This is a genomic window from Ciceribacter sp. L1K22, from assembly GCF_017599385.1.
In the GTDB taxonomy this organism is placed as follows: domain Bacteria; phylum Pseudomonadota; class Alphaproteobacteria; order Rhizobiales; family Rhizobiaceae; genus Allorhizobium.
On the sequence record NZ_JAGFPK010000001.1, the window covers coordinates 3481294 to 3502296 of the forward strand.

Genomic DNA, 21003 nt, shown 5'->3' on the forward strand with positions numbered 1-21003 from the left:
TCCCGGGCCTCCTCGACTTTCGCTGGCTTGGGGGCGCAAATCCAAGCCCGGGCCGCGAACGGCCCGGGCGTGTTGTTTCAGAGGTCTTCAAGGCCGAGCTTGATCTCTTCCACTGCCTCGGATGGTTCCATCTCGCCATTGAGCGTGGGGACGAAATAGGTCGACATGACATCGAAGATCGGTCCGGCAATGCCGGCAAGCGGCGTCTTCGGATCGAAGATCATGTTGGCTGTCAGCGAGGAATAGGTCGCGTTCGGCTCCATCGCCTTGTATTCGGCCGAGTTGGTTACCGGTCCATAGGCCGGAATGTGGCCGGCGGTCGCCCAGAGCAGCGAATTCTTCGAGATCCAACCGATGACTTCCAGCACCGCAGCCCGCTTCTCGGGCGTCATCTCCTTGCCCTTGTTGGCGGGGATGGCGAAGGCGTGGCTGTCGGCATAGGTCGAGGGATGATCGAAGATAACAGGCAGTTCAACGGCACCCCATTCGAAGAGCTTGCCCTCCTTCTGCAGGTCGGTCATCGTCGGGACTTCCCAGACGCCATTGATCATCATCGCGGCTTCGCCCGAGGTGAAGAGTGCGACGGTGGCGGGGTAGTCGGTATAGGTCGACTGCAGACCCTCGGTGGTCCACTCCTGCAGAACCGAAAGCGCATTCTCGAGTTTCGTCGCGTTGTCGCCGGCGAGGAATTCGTCGCCGGTCATCAGTTCACCGTCCTGCTGTCCCATCAGCGAATAGATGGTGCGGAACATGAAATTGCCATCCGCGGTCACGGACCCAAGCGGAAATTTGACGCCAGCGTCCTTGAGTGCTTTCAAGGTCGCGGTGAAGTTTTCACGGGAATCCAGCCCTTTGGGCTTGCCGCTTTCGTCCAGGAGACCGGCTTTGCCGAGTACATCCTTGTTGTAGTAAAGCACGATCGGATGCGTATCGAGGGGAACCGCATACTGCTTGCCGTCGACCGTCACCGCGTCCCAGGTGGCCGGAGCGTAATCGGCCTGCGCCAGACCCATTGTCGTCCAGTCGTCGGCGGTAATCTCCTGCAGGATGCCCTGCTTCACGGCCAGCGGAATGCGGCTGGCGTGATAGGTCATGATATCCGGAGCCTCGCCGACGGCTGCTGATGTTTGCACCTTCGAGTAGAAGGGCGTGCCCCACTCCAGCGTGGTCGCATCGATCTTGATCTTCCCCTGATGCGCCGCGTTGAAGTCGCTTATAAGCTGCTTCATGCGCACCCCGTCGCCGCCGCTTAGAAAATCCCACCACAGGACTGTTTCTTCAGCGTGCGCCGCCGACGTCATCAACCCCGTCGCAAGCACGAGGGCCTTCGTCATTCTCAACCAATTCTGCATCTCATTCTCCTCCCTGAAAGACAGGCAGCCTCCCCGCCGCCTGTGATTGCACCTAGAGCGTGATCCTGATCATCGAATATGAGTAAGGGGGCACCGAGACACGCACCGTATTTCCCTCAATGATGGCGCCTTCTGCCTTGCGTGGCTTCACGTTTTCAGGGTTGTCCCTGGTATTCTTAGCCTCAAGGTCATCATGTTTGATGAGAGTATGCTCGACACTTTTGACGGTGCCGAAATGTTCCGTCGCTAGCTTGAGGTCGATGTTCTCCTGACCGTTGCGATTGATCGCGAAGAAGGTCAGCGTACCGGTATCGCCGTCATGGACGCCGGCAATGTCGAGATAGGAAACCCGATCGGCGCTATCGGCGGTGTAGTGCGGGCAATCGACATCGAGCTGAAGGGCCGTACCGCGACCATATCGCGACGCAATATGGAAGGGATGGTAGATCGTCTGCCGCCAGGCAGCGCCACCCGGCTCGGTCATGATGGGTGCGATGACGTTCACCAACTGCGCGATGCAGGCGATCCGTACCCGGTCCGCGCGGCGAATGAAGGTGTTGAGAATGCAGCCGACCTGCAGGACGTCCTCGAAGTTATAGATGTCCTCCAGCAGGACAGGTGCATGCGGCCAGTCCCACTCCTTCATGCGCTTGGCGTCGCTTTTGCGCTCGTGATACCAGACGTTCCATTCATCGAAGGAAATCTTCACGTCGCGCTTGGAGCGCTTCTTGCCTTTCACGAAATCGATGACGCCGCCGACCGTTCCGATGTAGCGATCCAGCTTTTCCGGGAGCGCGAGATACTCGGCGGTGTTCTTCTCGTAGTTCTCGAAATACATATGCAGAGATATGTAATCGATCTGGTCGTATGTCTCTTCGAGAACGGTGGCTTCCCATTGCGGGTAAGTCGGCATTTCGGAGTGGGACGACCCGCACACGACGAGTTCCAGGCTGTCGTCGAAAGCCCGTATCGCTTTGGCGGTCTCGTTGGCCAAATGCCCATATTCCGCCGCGCTCTTGTGGCCGACCTGCCACGGACCGTCCATCTCGTTGCCGAGGCACCAGAGCTTGACGTTCCAGGGATCGGTACGGCCGTTCTTGCGGCGCAGGTCCGACCAGTGGCTGCCACCGGGATGATTGACGTATTCGACGAAGTTCCGCGCGGCGTCGAGCCCGCGTGACCCGAGATTGACGGCGAGCATCATCTCCGTTCCTGCGGCTTCGGCCCACTCGGCGAACTCGTGGATGCCGACCTGGTTCGACTCGGCCGTGCGCCAAGCCAGATCCAGACGCGTTGGCCTGTCTTCTTTCGGACCGATGCCGTCTTCCCAGTTGTAGGCGGAAACGAAGTTGCCGCCGGGATAACGGCAGATAGGCGTGTCGAGATCACGGACCAGATCGATTACATCGCGGCGCATGCCGTTCGGCAGAGCTGTTGGATGGCCGGGTTCGTAGATGCCCGTATAAACGGCACGACCGAGATGCTCCAGGAACGAGCCATAAAGCCGCTTATCGATGTCCGCGATAGAATAGCGCGCGTGCGCGGTGACCCGAGCGTCCATGTTCCTCCCACCTTTTATATCCAAATTTGCGGTTTGTATCCGTCTTATTGGTAAATAAAGCGCAGGGCCGTCGCTGCGTCAAGCCTTGGTATGACTTTTCAGATATGGATACGCAGCACGATGTCCTGCGCATAGTTCCCGAAACCGCTGCCGAAGATGTTGATTCCACCTGGGTGTTCGGCATCGTCTTTCACCCCGACGCGCATGCGAATAGATCTGTGCTGATCGAGGCCGAGATCATCGAGAGTGACGCTCGATATTCGCACGCCGTCGACAAAGCTTCCCTGCTCGTTGATCCGCCAGTTCTTCAGTTTTCCATATTGCGAGCCTGACAGCTTCCACCAGTCGGGCGTGTAAACGCCGCGCTTGTCGCCGAAGTCACCCGGAGATGTCCACGTGCCGACATCGGTTCCGTTGACCTGCAGGAAGATGTCCGAGGGCCAGTTCGCCGCCGTTCCCGGCACCTCCGAACTGAGTTCCATGGAAAACTCCAGCTCCCGTGGTTTTGCTTTCTTGAGCAGGGTGTTGTTTGGGAACTGATATTCGACGAATCCCCTGGTAAACCAAAGCAACCCCGCCTTCATGCGATCGGGATCGAGAAAGGTGTCCGGCACATCTAGAAGCCCGATGACCCCCTCTTTCGAGCAGAGCCCGCACGGTCCCGTCACGTCGAACTGGGTATAGAGACCGAGCGGCATGGACACCTCGATCATGTTGTCCAAGCTGTCGGTGACCGGGTCGGCAAAGGAGATCAGAATCTCCTGGAAGGCCGAGTGGCACAGCTTCTGGCTTCCCTTACGGGCTCTCTGGCTTTCGGTATTGATGAGGCCGCAATCCTCGAGGATCTTCAGGTTGATCGACACGGTCGATTGCGGCAGCGCCAATTCCTCCGCGATCTGGTTGACGTTCTTCGGCCCGCCCGTTCGCAGAAGCTTGAGTATACCGACGCGCACCTCGCTCGCGAGTCCGCGAATAAGGTCCTGCCGTTCGATCGGATCGATTACCAATACGTTGCCTGTCATTTCCTACCCTCAGCTTGCATGCTTCATATCAAAATTATCGATATGAAAGCAATGACCCGTCATTCGGGTGGTCACGGCAGCTGGGCCCCATCACTACAGAGGTTAGGCGCGATATCGCCATCTCGGTCATGTTCCAGTGTGCACTTATAGTCAAGCGTCACGCACCCACAGTCATTCCAGAGCAAAGAGCTTGAAACTAAGGTGTTCGACAACGCTCCTGATAGTATTTCGTTTAAGGGAGGCAGGGAAAAATGCCTGACAAGCGTCACGATGGCGAGAGTGGAGATCTGCTCGATGCCGAACGTTACGAGACATCTGGAACACCCGTGGCCATGGGGCTGGCCGCCATTTCCGGATGTATAGCGTCTATGCTGGCGCACGGCTCTTTTCTTGAGGTGGTTATTATCATCGGCGCGGGCGCTCTATGTGGATATGCCGGATGGTGGTTCAGGGGAGAAGAAAACTGAAATGAAGCTGAGAGGTATACCATTTGGGCGGAAGCGGAATTCAGCGGTCACTGGAGCTGACGGACACCCCCCGAAGCCGTCCATGCACGACAGATTGTCGAATATCGCGGCAGAGTTGACGTACCTCGCGGGCGAGTCATGCAAACTGGAAATGACATTTGAGAAACGGGTAGCATATCTTTCGGTGCTGTTGTCCGATAAGCCATTCATCACTGTGTCGGCGGAGCCTGAAACGGCTTTTTTTCGGCTTCGGGAATTCGGCGACGCGAGCGACAACATCTTCATGACGACGGATCGGAACCGGATCGTTGATTATGTCGTTCGTCGCCTCTGCAACAGGTCGGATCCCTTGGTCCATAACAGATCAGATCTCCACATCGAACGGCTTGTCGGACTTAGTCTCAACGATGTCGAGCGTCGCCTGGTGGCTCACACGCTCATGCGCTTTTCGGGCCGACGCGACATGGCGGCAGAAACGCTCGGCCTTTCACTGGGCGAATTGGAGAGCAAGCTCCGTTCCTACCTTGCTATCGTGCGTTCAAATCCGAACGGGGACGTCCATCCGTCCATGTTGAGTGAGGTCGATTGACACAATTGCGGCGGCCCAGGGCGCTGAAGCGGGTGCAAATGCGGTCGTTTCGGCGCCCTCGCGGCGTATGCAGTTTCAATGCCTCGCTGCCTGTCGTCAAAAGTGCTTCCTCTGCACGTTTCTGCAAGCTTCGTACACTGCGCGACATTCTGCGAATCTCCCGGGCAAAATAAAAATTAACCAGATTTTTACTTGCACGAGTGGCTCGCATTAATAGCAACACCGAAGCGTAATAAATATTTTTCTTCGACAAATCGGTGAATTTTGTGCGCAAAGCAATTTGCGCAAGTGTATTGCTGCGTTTTCGCTGTGCCATTCGTTCCGGAGAGAACGATGGTTCAGCCCGTATACGTATTCGATAGCAATAAATATTCAGAAGAAGAGCAGTTCTCTAGTTTTTGTAAAGAAATTTCACTAGGCGATATCTACAGTTTGGCCCGGGCTCCCGGTGACCAGAAGAGGTTTCATGCGAATGTTGTCGGATATGATCTGGGAACTCTTAAGGTTGTCGTGAGCCAGTCCGAGGCTTTCCGATTTTCCCCGCAACCTCGCCTAGGTCGGCTGCCGGGCTTTGACTTCTGGCTTATACTTTTGCGCCTGACCGGGCATGCCACCATCGATGGTCCTCACGGACAGATGCGTTATGAGGGCAAGCGTCTCGAAATTCGTAAAGCCGGCGTGGCGCAATCCGGTGAGGTTTCAGTCAATACCACGGTCGGTGTTTATCTTCCACGGAACCAGTTCAGCGGCATGGAAGCCGTTCTGGACCAGCTTGCCCACAACCCCAACCCTGATGACGGCCTCCATCCGTTGCTTTCGAACTACTTGTCCGCCCTGGTGACGGTTTTGCCTGATGCAGCGCAGAAGGAGATTTTCATGATAGCGGAGACCACGATCTCCATGATCCGCTCCTGCATTTCGGTGCGAGAGAGGGGGCAACTGCTTCAGACTCCTCTGACGGTTGCTCGGTTGGAGGTCGCCAAGAGGCTCATCTCGTCGAACCTCACATCATCCGTTGATCTCACTCCTGAAACTCTCAGCAGCAAGCTCAATATGTCGCGGCGACAACTTTACAAGCTGTTTGAAAGCGAGGGCGGCGTGGAGCACTACGTTCGGTCCCGACGCCTTAACGCATGTTATGAGTCGATTATCAAAGCCGGGCACCTCCGTCCGAGCAGTGCGATCGCGGAAGAATACGGATTTCACGATGCCCCGACATTCAGCCGGCAATTTCGTTTGCAGTTCGGGTGCAGCCCGAGCGAACTCAAGCAATTTTCAAAGGAGCGGCTGCAGGAAACCGCGTTCTCAAGATGGTTGAGGAAAGGCTCGAGCAGCGACCTCAGAGACACAGGTACCGATACCTTGGAGTAGGCCTTCGGGTTTATAAAACTATTATCGCCGCGCCTGGCTGGACCCGGGCGGCAAGATCGATGACATCCTGGTTGAGCATTCTGATACAGCCGGATGAGGCCTGCCGTCCTATGCTCCACCACTCCGGGGTACCATGAACACGATATAGCGTATCCTTACCGTTGCGGTGTATGTAGAGTGTGCGCGCTCCCAAAGGGTTTTCCGGGCCGCCGGGCATGCCGCTTCGGTAGCGTTCAAGTTCCGGAAGCCTCGCTCGCATTTCCATGGTGGGCGTCCATTTTGGCCAGGTCGCTATCCGGGCAATTTCACCATTGCCCGACCATCTGTAGCCATCCTTACCAATAGCTATGCCGTATCGTATCGCGGTACCGTCGCCGATAACGAAATAAAGAAACCGCTCCGCAAGACTGACGAAGACAGTGCCTTCAGTGGCTCCGGTCAGGTCGATTACACGCCTGCGCCAAAATCTTGGGTCAAGCTTCCTGTATCGGACGGAAGGAACATTAAAACCATTATCTTCAAGCGCGACATAAAACCGTTCGGGATCTGCGGCTTGTATATCATGCGTGCCATTCGGCCGTGTGCCTCCTTGTGCAGCTTGCGACGAGGCGCCAAGGAGTAGCGCGGACAACAGTAGCGCCCGTCGATTCAGGACGACACCATTCGCCAATATCTTCTCCATTCCAGGCTCTCCGCCACCACGGTAAAGGCGCTTCATCAGTATTTCCCAACGACGTTGAGGAAGACACCTTTGTCATCGAGTGTGAGGTCTCTGAGGTCGTCGGTGAAACGACCGAAATTGTATCCGACGCCCACCTTGAAGTCCTCGCCGACATGCCGATACAGGGCCACCAGGAGTCCGTAGTCGGTCGAGCTTGTCTCTGGAAGGCTGAGAACTCGTCCCTCCACCAGCGCATCCCAGCTTTTCACCAGATGAAGATCGAGACGGCCGGTACCCAGATATGCGGTAGAGACCGCCCATTCGGATCCGTCCGATCCGTCGCGACGATCGCCAAAACGCAGTGCCTGCTTGGTCCCTATCGTCAGCCAAGGCATAAGGTCATAGGAAAGGTCGGCAGACACAATGTGGCTGCGTTGCTCGACGGCCCCTTCGGACACAGCCGTTGACCCGAGATCCTTGAGATCGAGAAGATAGCTGTATTGAAACAGCGCATTAAGCTTATCATTGTCCACTGGACGGTACGCAAAGCCGAGCGATGTTTCCAGATAGTCCCTGTTTTGGACCGATGCGGACTCGCCATGTGCCTGGACGAGATCCAAGCCGGCAAGTAGGCGCCAGTCCTCGCTGGTTTTTACGGCAAAGTTTGAGGCAAGAACGTACGTCGTCGAGTCGCGCGTGTCGTCGGTCGAGTCGTCGTATCTCGCCTCCCCCTTGACGCGGCCTTTCAAACCGTAATCCTCATCGTCGTAATTGACTGCAACGGAAACCGCCTTGCGATCGTAGTCCGAGCGTTCAAGCTTGGTGGAAGGATCGATGGTCTCGTCGCGGATCGATCCCGTCGTCAAGGCCGTATCAACGCTCCACAACGCGTCGGGCGTGTATTCGATGCCATAGGTCTGGGCCAGCGACTTTCGAAGCCCGAACATGTCGTAGGTGCTTTCGGCAAAGGCGGACGTAGAGTCCGAGATTTTCTTCCGAGACCCTGCGGTGATGACACCCCTGTCTGTTCCCGACAGCTCGTTCGTGCTCTCGATCGACGCGGCTCTGTCCGGATCGAGACGATAACCGACATAGTATTTGTCGTCGGCCGTCGGAGCATATTCGGCACCGATTGCCCCTCCCACGCCGGTGGCGCCATGCGAGATTTCCGCGTTGGCTTCCACCTTCTCGGTCAGGCGCGTCTTTCCGCCAACGCCGATCCGATCATTTCGACGTATATCGCCAGATTGCTGGACCGTTCCCTGAGCGAATCCGTATATCGATCTGTCGTCATTTATCTCGTAGTCGGCTCGCAGCCCGCCATCGATGCGCGAGCCGTTATAGCCGCTCTTTCCTGCCGCAAGGGCTGATGCGGACTGAAGCTCCGTACGTGCCGCGCCGACCGTGATCTTTGTGCTGTCGTTGAGCTGCACCGCCACATCGGCGGATGTCTCGACGCTTTTCTTGTTCTCGTCGGTCTTGAGTTGCTCATGCCCGATCGTCACTGAGGTGTTCTCGCCCAGTTCCAAAGCGGTGCCAACGCTCCAGCGCTCCAGTCCGACATCGGAATTGCCGCCGGCAATCGAAAAGCCGTTGCCTCTGTTCTCATAGCTGCCGTTAATGGTGCCCTTGAGATTTTCGATGCCTATGTCAGCCAGATCCAGCTGACCCTTGAGTTTCCAGGCGTTGGCGTCGTCGCTCACCGAGCCCAGTTTCTGCGTCGTTGAGGTGGATAAGCCGCCGTCGGTCGACGTATAACTTGAAGACGAAGCTCCTTTCGAACGCGCCACTTCGACGTCAAGCGAGGTGGTGTCGGAATGACGAAGGCGCAAATCCGCGCTGACAACCTGGTGGTCGCTTGGGCCGGTATTGTCGGTCACTTCCGAGGCGCCGACGCGGACCTTGTCGTTGATCCAGCGTTCAACGCGGGCGCCGTGCGCATAGCCGTCGACATCTGAGGCAAGCGGAGTGTACTCGTATTGAACGATGACGTAGGCGTTGGTGCTGCCTTGCGAGGAAGACCGAACCGCCTCGCCAGGCGCACTCAAGACTGAAGCCGGCCTGCGGAGCAGAAGCAGGCCCTGGAAATAATCGAGTGTATAGTCCTCGTCCGCCACCAGTGTTTTCTCGGTGACAACCGCGCCCGTTACGACGCTCCGGTATTCGATCGAGACGGTCTCGGAACCTTCAGTTACATCCTGTCGCGAAAGAAAGTAGGACGAGCCGCCTGTTGCCAGGAATTCATCGCGCCGCGCCAGGCTGTCCGGTTGTGCCGCATAGACGGCAGCAACGGTTCGCTTCTCGCCAAATGATGTCACATCGTCTGGCGCATACTGAGCGGCTGCCCCGTAGAGAGAGCGTTCTGACTGAGCAAACTCCGTTCCCACGACGCGTGTCTTGAAATTTCCCCAAACGACATGGCTGTCGCCCTTCTCGAGGCGGATATAGAGTTTCCCCCGTGTCGGCGCGTCTTCAACAGTGGTCGATGAGTCGCCGTAGACGGGGTAATACTGGTCGGGATCAATTCTCCGCAGGATCTCGGAGCTCGACTGAGAGTTCAATCCTCGAAAGAGATTTTTCACGTCATCCTCGCCGGTGTCGGCTGATGCCGTAAGGAGATACTCGCCCTTGATCTTGCCCTTCAGATAGAAGGCAAGCCGACCCTTGGAATAAACCCTGTCGTACTCCCCTTCGCGGGCGATTTCGATGCCGTCATCACCCGATTTTCGGCCGACGGTCAGATCTGCAAGCGCAACATAGAACCATTCGTTCTGGGGTATATTGATTTCGCGTATGAAATTGAGGCCGCCTGATTTGGAGACGCCGGCGAGTGAAACGTCGACCTCGTGATCGCCGGGCGGCAGAATTCGCTGGACCACGAAGGACCGTTGTGCGTCGAGCGGGACCTGTGATCCGAGTGCGGTTATCGAATATCCTGGAGGAACATTCCGACCGTAGACAGTCACAGCCCCGCCATGAACGGGAATGTGCCGGACTGCGGTACGATCTTCGGCCACACCAGGTGCCGGCGCCGGAGTCGCGCTGGCGGGCTCAAACACCGCATCGGTCCGCGACAGCATCAATGGTTCGGTTTCGTTGAAGCGTCCCTTGTCATCATAGACGCGCAAAACATAGTCGAAGTCCCGCGTCTCGCTCTCCGGCATGATCCACCGCGCGGTTCCGTTCGGTTCGATCGGCACCACGAACTGCGGCCTGAAGGTGGATCCTCTGTAGGAATCCCCGATTCTGATTTCTGCCTTGGTTATGAACGCCGGGTAGTTCGAGTAGGCTTGGAAAACGACGTCTTCGCCGGCCTGATAGGTTCTTCGAACCGGACTCGTGGACACGTTGAGCATTGTCTTCACATCGAGTCCGTCGAATTTGACCTGGATGTCGACCGCGCTCAGATCCAAATCCGCCTTGCGCTGCCGATCCGCCATTTTGACAGCTGACTTGTCGCCGAGGGGCGCAGAAACGACCTGCATGCTTTCATCGACCACCTGCCCATCCACGCTGATCGAAAAAGGGACTGCGTCCCCTTGCGCAGCGCCTTTTTCGGTGTTCTCTCCCACCACCAGCGTTCGGCTTGATCCGTCGTCCAGCATTTTTCCGCGGATGACGGACGAACATTCCTCATTGACGCACCCGTCAATGTCGAAGCCGCTTTGTGGGAATGCCTGATGTGAAACCCCTATGGAAAGCAGCAAAGCGGTGCCGGCTTTCAGTGTGAGGTGCCTTGATTTCCTGTCGGGGGACTGGTCCCACGTGCGCACGCTATCGAACAAGGTTGTCATTGGTTTACCTCCACGCGCTTCTCGATTTCGAGGCGATAGGTCCCGCCATAATCGGCCCACAGCTGGGCGATGGTTTTCTGCATTTCGGTCAACCGCCTTGCAGCCAGCTGCGGCTCGGCCTTGCTGTCCACGTAGGAGAGGCGAATGAGGGAGTAGTCCTGCTTGAGCACCTCAAGGAGGCGGATGATCTGGTCGTACCATTGCGCCTTCAACCGAAGACTTCCGGCGTCGAAGGCATCGTCCGTGAGGTCGATACGGACCAGTCTTCCGATAGAGGCGCCGAAGTTCATCTTCGACATGTTTCCGGCCGTGAGCCGCATGACCCGGGGATTCTCGGTCGTCAGGCGGTAGCCCGTCGGAAGCGTTCTCGTGTCGAGCTTGAGAATGAAGTTCGAGCCGATGCGTTGATCCGGCAGAGCGGCGCAGGGAAGACTGTAGCGCCCATGTTCGTCCGTCGTGATGAGAACACCATTGACGGTTGCCAAACGGACCCCGGGCAATCCGGGCTCGCCATCATCCGGATAGCCGTTCCGGTTGACGTCATCGAACACGCGACCGATGACAGTCGAGCAGTCGAACATCGCCTCGGCAACCACGACGACCGTCGCTGTGCCCGGGGGTGTTGGAATGTCCTTTACCGTGGCGTAGTTCGTGTATCTGCCGGGGACGACAGAGCTGAGAACCACGAGCTTCAACTCGATCTCGATCGCGCTATCCGGAGGGATATCGAGGTCGGCGAACTCGATGTCCCTGCCCTTCACGCTTGGCGTCACCGCAACGCCCTCCACCTTCGCTGATCCTTCGATGAAGCGGAACCCGGCGGGAATGCGATCGATCACGGTGACCTGCGCCGGAATGGATAGCGAATTGTTTGCAACCATGATCCGGTAGGGCACCGTGTCACCCCTGCGTACCTCCTTCACATCCGCCACCTTGGTGACGGTGATGTCGGTGGAGGTTGCCGGAGGCGCAAGCGGCGTTACGACACAATACGCGGGAGGATTTTCCGGATCGCAGGGTGGCGAGGTAAAATCCGGGTCTTCGGGTGTTTCGAATGTGAGATTGGTGACCTCTGTCAGACCTTCGGGCAACTCATCCTTCAGTGTCACGGCGACATGTCGGGTGATTTTCTTGCCGGGAGGCAGAGTATCGATCGTCCAGGTGGTATAGCCGGTTACGGGATCGTAGGTGCCATTCTCCCGTGGTTCGACCTTCTTGACCGCTTCGAGGTCCACGAACTGGTCTGTTACGGAGTAGTCCTCAATCGCCGTACCTCCGGTGTTGATCAGTGTCACTTCGTAGACCAGTGTCTCTCCCGGCTCACCGAGGCCTTCCCTCGTGCCACCGATTTCCTCGATCAGCGTCTTGGTGGGAGAGACCTGTCCTTCGGTCGGATGATCGACGTCGCAGACCAGGATTGCAGTCGGGATGCAGTCCAGGACGATGTTGCTGACACGCTTCAATCCCTGGGGCAGCGGAGCGACCAACGTGATGTCCACGGTCCGCGTGACGGTCTCGCCGATTTCAAGGCTGTCGATCACCCATGTCGTTCGACCTGTCGTGGGATTGTACGTCCCATTATCGGAGGCAACCGCCGAGGCGACGGCGTCCGCCGGTTTGAACACCTCGAAAACCTCGACGTCATTGGCATCGCGACCGCCATTGTTGGTGACGGTGATCTCGTAGCGCAGGGTTTCCCCGGCTTGAGCAATGCCATTGTTCTCAATACTCTCATTGATGAGCTTCTTCGATCTGTTGATCGATGACGGCGTTGGGAGAACCACCCGGCAAGGAGCGCCGGTTGCTGTGTTCGTGACGGTGCAGTCCTTCACCAGCCGGTTCGTCACCTGCGTGGTACCTGCGGGCAGTGGGTCCTTGAGCGTGAACTTCACCGTATAGTTGACCGGCGTGCCCCGTGCGATTGTCTGGTCTCGCCAGATCACCCTTCCGGTTGCAGGGTCCCATTCCCCACCCTTGTCGGCCTCCACTAGCTCCGCTGTCGCCGGTGGTTCGAAGAAGTCTTCGATGTCATAGCCCATGACAGTCGAGCCGCCCGTATTGGTGACTGTCACGCGGTAGGTGAGCATTTCACCCGGCTCCGCGATACGGTTGTTCGGCACATAGCTTTCGGCCACCAGCGACTTGACCTGATGGATATCGGATTCGGTCGGCGTGACGACCTCACAGGAGCCGGCGAAAAGCTCTTTGCACTCAAGAACCCGGTTCCTGACGGAGGCCAGGCTTGTGGGCAAGGGATCATTGAGCTTGATATCGACCGTGCGTGTTACCTCTCCGCCGAGCTTTCCGATCGAGGGAATGATCCATTCGATGGTCACGGTATTCGCGCCGGGATCGGTCGTTACCGTGCCCCCATCAGCATCAATGTCGGCGACCGAGACCGCAGTGAGGGGGGTGAATTCGTCCCTGAGGACGTAGTTCTCTGCATCCGCATTGCCGATGTTGCGCGCGGTGATCTCGTAGCGCAGGGTTTCGCCGGCCTCGGCAACACCGGTAATGTCGCCCCCATCTTCAACTTTGAGCACCTTGGCATGCTTGACATTCGGAGCCCTGGGCAAATCCGGGCCGCACGTCCGCCCCGGAATGACGACGCAATTCAGGACTTCATTCTTTACGTTCAGAATATCGTCCGGCAGCGGGTCCTTCAGCTTGATCGCGACCCGCAATTTGATGGTGCGGGTGCCGGTCGAAGGTACGGTCAGATTGGTCCATGTAACGATGCCGGTGTTTTCGTCATAGGAGTGCGTGTTCCCATCGAGGACCGTCACTTCATCGATCGCGTCCAGGGGTGTGAACTGATCTTGAATCGACACGCCCGTTGCATCGGATCCACCTAAATTCATGACCGTGATTTCATAGGTCAGGGTTTCACCGGGCTCGGCATAGGCATCGTTGTCTTCGGCGCCGCCCGACTGATCCACCAGTTCCTTGGCCTGTTGCAGCAGCGGTCCGGTTGGGGTGTCCACCTCGCAGGACTCGCCATCGATCGGCAGGCAATCGAGCAGTCTGTTCGTCACGCCCTGGAGCCCGTCGGGGAGCGGGTCGGCAAAACGGTACTTGATCGTGACTTCCTGGGGCGTTCCCCCAAGGGCGAGCGGCACAAGTGGCCCAATGGTTCTCGTTGCAGTGTTCGTTGCGGCGTTCCAGCTCCAGTCGGCCGGCGTAGGGTCACCGTCGAGAAGGCCGGGAACGCCCACCGGATCGAGCTGGTCCTTGACAACAACCGTATTGGCGACGGCCCCACCAACGTTGATCACCCTGATGGTGTAGGTAAGTTCCTCTCCCGGCTGGAGCTTCCGGTCGTTGTTGATGCTGTCGATGGTCAGGACCTTGGACTGCCTGATAATCGGCTCCGGGGGGATAACGGGGTCGCAGATCTTGCCGACGATGATGTTTTCGCAGGTCAAGATATTGGTCAGCTCGGTCAGCCCCTCGGGCAATGGATCGATCAAGGTGATGTCGAGCGTTCTGGTGACAGTTGTTCCTTTTGGCAGCGACGCTATGGTCCATGTGGTCGTGCCATTGACATAGCTTCCGCCGTCCGAGGCGACCGCACTATCAACCACCTCCGGATTGCTGAAGGTGTCCACGACCTGATAGTCGCTGAGGTCGGTGCCACCGGCATTGGTGACGGTGATCGTATACCTCAGAGTCTCGCCGCCTTCGGCATAGGCATCGTTGTCTTCAGCGCCACCGCTCTGGTCGGTCAGTTCCTTGGACTTCTGCACATCGGCGGCGGTCGGTGTCACGACGGTGCAGGAAAAGCCCGGGATGACTTCGACACACGGGGTGACGGCATTCGTCACTTCTTCGGTATTTGGCGGCAGGCTTGGCAGGAGTGTGACGGTGATATCCCAGGTGACCGGCTCGTTTGGCTTCAGTTCCGGGATTGTCCATGTGGCGGTTCCGGTAGCGGCATCCGCCGAGCCCTTGCCGGCTTCCGTCGACATGGTCGCAATGGCGTTTACCGGGAGAAACTGGTCTGTGAGCGTGTGGTTGAACGCCGACTGCCCCCCTACGTTCTCTACGGTGATACGGTAGGTCAGCGTTTCTCCGGGCTCTGCGATATTCGGCGCAGAACCGCCCTGCTCGGTGAGAAGGATCTTGGCCGTTCTGATGCGCGGTGGCGTAGGCGTTTTAATGTCGCACGGTTCGCCGGTCGCGGCATTGGTGATGATACAATTGTTCGGGAGAAAGTTGCGCACCCACTCCACGCCCACCGGCAGCGGATTGGCAAGAGTGACCGTCACTGTATAGGTCTTGCTGCTACCAGCCGGAATGTCCTGGCCGGTCCACAGGCTCGTGCCAGTCGCCGCGTTGTAGCTGGAATTGAGCGGCGGGTCGAGAACGACGCTTTGAACGGCAGTCTGAGGGCTGGAAAGCCCTTCCGCGGAAAAGACATCCCGGACGGTGTAGCCGAAAGCATCGGTGCCGCCATTGTTGGTGGCAACGACAGTGTACATAAGCGTTTCACCGGGTTCCGCCACTCCCGTCAATCCTGAAGGTGCAACCGAACTTTCGGTCGTCAGTTGTTTTGCAGTATTGACGGCGGAGGGAGTGGACGTGACGACCACGCACGGTTCCTCGGTTGCGACGTTTGTCGGCACGCAGTCCTTGATGACGCTGTTCCTGACTTCTGCGAGCCCCGGGGTCAGCGGGTTGGTGAGGGTTATGGCGACGGTTCGTTTCACGATGCCGGGCTGGGTCTCGCTGGTTGCGGCCGGAATGGTGACTGCGGGCCATGTGGTGGTGATCTGGTTGGCCGCGACGGCAGAGGTGCCTGCATCGCTTGCCACGACGCCGGAGACGATGTCGACGGTATCGGCGGGCTCGAAGACATCCTGAATGACATAGTTGGTCATCGGCGTGCCGCCGGTATTGGTCACGGTGACCTCGTATTCGAGGGTCTCGCCGGGTTCTGCTGTATTGGCGAGCGTGCCACCGGTCTCCGGGAGCAGCCTTTTCGACTGGCTGACCTTCGCGGCGGTCGGCAGGATGACGCCGCAGGGCGCGAGTGTGACGGGGTCGGTCACGACGCAGTCGGTGGTGACGCGGTTGATGACCTGGGTCCATGGCTGGTCGAAGACCGGCTTGAGTGTCACCTCGATCGGGACGGTGATGCTGCCATTGGCGGGAATGGAGAGGTTCGTCCAGGTGGTGACGCCATTGCCCTGGTAGGTGCCGCCGGGAATGGTGGTGCTTCCGACAACGGTTGACGGCGCATTGACCGAAGCGATGATCCCGGCGGGCGTGAATGTGTCCGTCAGGGTGTAGCCGCTTCTGGCCGTGCCGCCGCTATTGGTGATGGTCAGCGCATAGGTGATGGTCTCGCCAGGCTCGGCAACACCCAGCATGCCGGCAGGCTCGACAAGGCTTTCCACCGTCTTCACCTTGCTCGTCGTGATCTTCGACGCCGTGGGCGTCTTCACCACGCACGGTTCCCCGGTAGCGACGTTTGTCGGCACGCAGTCCTTGATGACGCTGTTCCTGACTTCTGCGAGCCCCGGGGTCAGCGGGTTGGTGAGGGTTATGGCGACGGTTCGTTTCACGATGCCGGGCTGGGTCTCGCTGGTTGCGGCCGGAATGGTGACTGCGGGCCATGTGGTGGTGATCTGGTTGGCCGCGACGGCAGAGGTGCCTGCATCGCTTGCCACGACGCCGGAGACGATGTCGACGGTATCGGCGGGCTCGAAGACATCCTGAATGACATAGTTGGTCATCGGCGTGCCGCCGGTATTGGTCACGGTGACCTCGTATTCGAGGGTCTCGCCGGGTTCTGCTGTATTGGCGAGCGTGCCACCGGTCTCCGGGAGCAGCCTTTTCGACTGGCTGACCTTCGCGGCGGTCGGCAGGATGACGCCGCAGGGCGCGAGTGTGACGGGGTCGGTCACGACGCAGTCGGTGGTGACGCGGTTGATGACCTGGGTCCATGGCTGGTCGAAGACCGGCTTGAGTGTCACCTCGATCGGGACGGTGATGCTGCCATTGGCGGGAATGGAGAGGTTCGTCCAGGTGGTGACGCCATTGCCCTGGTAGGTGCCGCCGGGAATGGTGGTGCTTCCGACAACGGTTGACGGCGCATTGACCGAAGCGATGATCCCGGCGGGCGTGAATGTGTCCGTCAGGGTGTAGCCGCTTCTGGCCGTGCCGCCGCTATTGGTGATGGTCAGCGCATAGGTGATGGTCTCGCCAGGCTCGGCAACACCCAGCATGCCGGCAGGCTCGACAAGGCTTTCCACCGTCTTCACCTTGCTCGTCGTGATCTTCGACGCCGTGGGCGTCTTCACCACGCAATTGGCAGGGTCCTCGACGGCGCAGGCAGGCAGGCTGTTGATCACTTCGAGGAGACTCGAAGGCAGGTCCGCGACGAGCTTCAATCTGACCGTCCGCGTGATCACCCCGCCGGCACCCAGATTGCTTATCGGCCATGTGGTGGTGACAGCGGTCGGCGTGATCACGGACGTCCCGCCATTACTGACATTCACCACTTCGGCCACCGCACTGCCCGGCGTGAATTCGTCCACCACGTCACCGGACCAGGGCAGCCCGCCGGTGTTGGTGATGGTGACGGTGTAGGTCAGTGTTTTGCCGGCTTCGGCAATATTGGGCAGCGACTCATCCGCAAGGACTTTCTTCAGCTTTATGCGGGCCTGCGTCGGCGTTTTGACCTGGCAGGGATAGCCGGTACCGGCGTCTTCGATCACGCATTCGCTGTTGGTGACGAGGTTGATGATCTCGGCGATATTGTCGGGGATAGGGTTCTTGAGCGTGACGAACAGCTTTCCGACGAACTCTGCCCCGGGCGCGAGGTCGACGGCGGGCCACTGCGAAACATAGGAGGTCGTGTCTGGCTGGATATCGACGCCCGTATCAGGCGAGGTGATCGACTGGATGGCCTGAAGCGGCGAGGTTTCGTCCGTCAGTACGAAGCCGGTACGGGTCGTGCCGCCATTGTTCTTCACGACGATCCGGTACTCAAGCGTTTCGCCATCGGAAGCGATGCCGTCAGCATTGTTTACGATCGTCTTGATGATCGAGAGCTTCGCCGGCGTCGGTGTATAGACGCAATGGTCGGTATCGGTCCCAACCGGCAGGCAGTCCGGCTCCGTGTCTCCGGTCTCGAAGACCTTGTTCAGCACTTCGCTGACGCCATCGGGAATCGGGTTCGCAACCCGGGCCTGGAGCGTCACTTCGAGGTAGCCGGGATCTTCGATTCTGGGGTTGGGATAGCCTTCCTCCCCTTCACCCGGCTTACCGGCCGGCACGTTGAGACCGCTGATGGCAATGACCTGACGGCCTGCATCGGTGGTGATCGATATCTGTCCTGCAGGAATGACCACCCCGTCGGCCCTGGCGCTTCCCGCCACATAGGTGAGGTTCGGATCGAGGATATCGGTTAGCTTGTAGTTTGTGTCGGGCGCGCCACCGATATTCTTCAACGAAATCTTGTAAGTCAGGATCTCGCCCGCAACAGCGATGTCATCCCTGGCGATGCTTTCCGCCGACAGTATCTTCTTGAAGGAGATGTTCGGCACGGTAATTATCTCATCAGGGCACTTGATGTCCGGGGGAAAGCAGGGGAAGTCGCCGGCGATGTTGCCGACCTCGCCGATGCCGATGATCGTGCCACTGTCGATCTCGAGCGGATCGACGAGTGTGATATTGATGAAGCGATCGACAGCCTCACCCGCGGCGATCGACGGGATCGTCCACACGGTCTCTCCCGTGTAGGCCCCAGTGTCGTCCAGTATGTTGGTTCCGGGGGGACTATTATTCGGGAACGTGATCGACGCGATCGCTTCCTTCGGAAAGAAGAAGTCGCGCAGGACATAGTCGGTGATTGCCGAACCGCCGATGTTATCGACGGTCAGCTTGTAGCGCAATGTCTCGCCCGGCTCCGCCAGCGGAGAGTTACCGTCGCCGCCCAGGAAGACCTTGGGGGTCAGGACCTGCAAAGTCGGTGTGATCACGCAAAGGGCGCCGTTACGGTCTGCGCCCCCCATCTCGCAGTCGGGTTCCGGGTTTTCGGTCTTGTGGACGGCGTTGATGACTTCCTTGATGCCGATCAGATTGTCGGCGACCCGCGCATCGACATCGATGGTCACGGTGCCGGGCGTGTTGGGGTCGGGTGTTCCCGGGATCGTCAGGTTCTGCCAGCGGATCACGGTTTTCTGAGTGACCGGGTCATATGTCGGCGCATTGGACGGGGTAAGGGTCGACGAGGAATAGGTCAGGTTGTCGCCGAGAACATCGGTCAGATTGTAACCTGTGAAGTTAGCGGTCCCGGTATTCGACAGCGTGATCCGGTATGTCAGGAATTCGCCTTCCTCGGCAATCGCCGGCGTCTGCGGCTTCGTCTGCCCGAAGAGCTGCTTGCGGATGGTGATGGGAGGAAGGTCATCATCCGTGCTCGTGTTATTGCTGTCGTCGCTGTCGCCGAAATCCTCGGTCGTCGGCTCGGCACTGACCGTGTTGATGAGATTGCCCTTGTAGTCAGGGGGAACGGGCAGATTCAGGGTGAAGATCACCGAGGTTGGAGAGATCCCGCTGGCGTCGACGTTCACCGGCAGGGAAACCATGTCGTCTATCGGGCCGGATCTGGGGTCTGCGCTTGTCGGCGTTGCCTTGGTGCTGCCGGGCGGGCACTCCGGCATGAGCGTGGCGGACGCACCAAGACCCGCTTTGCAGGACCAGGTGGCGGCTGCTTTTTGCGATGCGGTGAAATTCGCCGGCAGCAGATCCTGCACCCGAACCGCATTGGCGCCGAAGGGCCCGGTGTTTTTCACCTCGATCTCGTAGGTCGTGGTTTGCCCCGGGACATATTGGTCGGTGGGAAGATCGAGAGGCCCCTGCGCCGGCGTATTGGTCTTGGTGACGCTGACGTCGACGGGGAAGGTGATGGCCGCATTGATATCTGACGCGCCGTCGTTGACATTTGAAGCGGCAGTATTCCCCAGTTTGAAGGCGATGCCGGTGTCAGGATCGAACTTGTAGAAACCCGCGCCGCCGTTCTCCGAGCCGTAGATGCCCAGGCAGGTGCTGTACATTGCGCCGAATGAACCCTGGGGTTGTGTTCCGCTTGAGCCCCATATCGAGCTCGATACGGTATAATTTCTGACCGTAGGCCATTGAGAGATATCGAAATAGATGAGCGTTGGAGGATTTGTTCTTCGGACGGAGTAGAGCTTGCCATCCTGGGCGAAGGCAAAATCCTGGAAGATAAGCCCGGGAGTGTTCCCCACGGGGGTCTCGGTGTTGCCTTTCACTTCCAGGATCGGGGTCGAGGATTCAATGCTGAGCGTTCCTACAAAAGTGCCCGCCTTGAGTTGCTCCAGCTTCGACTGAAAGTTGGTGATTCTTCTCAACCTTTGGGCGCCGTTGGCCTCGGCAAGGTAGTAGTCACCGTTCGCATCGAACGCCCCCGAAATCATATTCACGTTCGGAAGGGCACCGATAGGATCTATACCTGTGCCGTTCTGGACATTGGCATCGATGGCGGTCACAACTCCAGTTCCTGGGTCGATTTCGAGCAGCTTTCCGGTGTTCGCATCCGTGCCGGAAGAACTTTTGGCATTGCGGATGGCGTAAAGCTTGCCGAGAGCCGTATGGTAGGCAAGCGCGTTGTAGGTAACAGTGGACTGGCTACCTATATTGCCGAAGACAACCGGGTTGTTGTTCGTGTTTGCCTGCTGAAGCGTGACGTATTCGTTGACATTGTCATTGAGGCTCTGCGACAGGAAGAATTTGTTCGAGGTCGCGGTTCCGTTGCAGACCACCTGTGCTTTCGCCGCCTGTTTCTCCGGCTGCAGAATGGGCGGTGCCACAAGCACGGCGAGCGAGACCGAAGTGGAGAGCGCCAGTGTGGCGAATACAGTTCTCAGCTTTTCGGCGTATCGCGCAGTCATATTGGCAGTCATCTGTCAAATCCCTCGTGGCCATGACCGCATCGGAATTTGTCAGACAGCTAACCCAACCACTTGAGACAACAGTTCCAAAAGTTAAATTTGTGTAAAACTTCTGAACTGACTATCGGGTGCGTCGATATTCAATATAATGCGGACCAGTATCATTCTTATCTTTGCGTTTTACTGATTCGCGGAATGACCGTAGGTGCACGCGCCTTGTGCAATTGTGCACGCGCGACGGATTTGAGGCGGCTCGTCAGGAT

9 protein-coding genes are annotated in these 21003 nt (G+C 58.2%); 3 read left to right on the forward strand and 6 right to left on the reverse strand.

What is annotated here, in order from left to right; genetic code table 11:
- Nucleotides 1–77: 77 nt before the first annotated feature.
- The 3 genes from J5J09_RS17210 to J5J09_RS17220 all read right to left on the reverse strand — a co-directional run bounded on the left by J5J09_RS17210 (nucleotide 78) and on the right by J5J09_RS17220 (nucleotide 3935).
- The gene (locus tag J5J09_RS17210) at nucleotides 78–1352 is read right to left on the reverse strand and encodes an extracellular solute-binding protein (protein WP_208552643.1); all 1275 of its coding nucleotides are present in this window, start codon (nucleotides 1350–1352) and stop codon (nucleotides 78–80) included.
- Between the two features lie 52 nt (nucleotides 1353–1404).
- Nucleotides 1405–2913, reverse strand: a complete 1509-nt coding sequence (locus tag J5J09_RS17215) for an alpha-N-arabinofuranosidase (RefSeq protein WP_208552644.1) — start codon at nucleotides 2911–2913, stop codon at nucleotides 1405–1407.
- A 98-nt stretch (nucleotides 2914–3011) separates the two neighbouring features.
- A complete protein-coding gene (locus tag J5J09_RS17220) occupies nucleotides 3012–3935 on the reverse strand; it encodes an ArsR family transcriptional regulator (protein WP_208552645.1) in 924 nt (307 codons plus the stop codon).
- Nucleotides 3936–4186: 251 nt separating this feature from the next.
- Here J5J09_RS17220 and J5J09_RS17225 point away from each other — a divergent pair, with 251 nt between their 5' ends.
- From J5J09_RS17225 to J5J09_RS17235, 3 genes are all read left to right on the forward strand, one after another.
- Nucleotides 4187–4402 carry a hypothetical protein gene (locus J5J09_RS17225; protein WP_208552647.1) on the forward strand — a complete coding sequence of 72 codons (216 nt, stop codon included), beginning with the start codon at nucleotides 4187–4189 and terminating at the stop codon, nucleotides 4400–4402.
- A 94-nt stretch (nucleotides 4403–4496) separates the two neighbouring features.
- Nucleotides 4497–4991, forward strand: coding sequence for a helix-turn-helix domain-containing protein (locus J5J09_RS17230; protein ID WP_208552649.1), 495 nt, complete (start codon nucleotides 4497–4499; stop codon nucleotides 4989–4991).
- A gap of 333 nt (nucleotides 4992–5324) precedes the next feature.
- Nucleotides 5325–6362 carry a helix-turn-helix domain-containing protein gene (locus tag J5J09_RS17235; RefSeq protein ID WP_208552651.1) on the forward strand — a complete coding sequence of 346 codons (1038 nt, stop codon included), beginning with the start codon at nucleotides 5325–5327 and terminating at the stop codon, nucleotides 6360–6362.
- A 10-nt stretch (nucleotides 6363–6372) separates the two neighbouring features.
- Here the strand turns inward: J5J09_RS17235 and J5J09_RS17240 are convergent, their stop codons facing one another.
- Genes J5J09_RS17240 through J5J09_RS17250 form a run of 3 tightly spaced genes read right to left on the reverse strand, consistent with a single transcriptional unit; the run spans nucleotide 6373 to nucleotide 20752 of the window.
- Nucleotides 6373–7044, reverse strand: coding sequence for a L,D-transpeptidase (locus tag J5J09_RS17240; protein ID WP_208552653.1), 672 nt, complete (start codon nucleotides 7042–7044; stop codon nucleotides 6373–6375).
- A gap of 35 nt (nucleotides 7045–7079) precedes the next feature.
- A complete protein-coding gene (locus J5J09_RS17245) occupies nucleotides 7080–10817 on the reverse strand; it encodes a TonB-dependent receptor (RefSeq protein WP_208552655.1) in 3738 nt (1245 codons plus the stop codon).
- Complete coding sequence (locus J5J09_RS17250) at nucleotides 10814–20752, reverse strand: DUF11 domain-containing protein (protein WP_208552657.1); 9939 nt, start codon at nucleotides 20750–20752, stop codon at nucleotides 10814–10816. The genes J5J09_RS17245 and J5J09_RS17250 overlap by 4 nt, the downstream gene beginning before the upstream one ends.
- Between the last annotated feature and the right edge of the window lie 251 nt (nucleotides 20753–21003).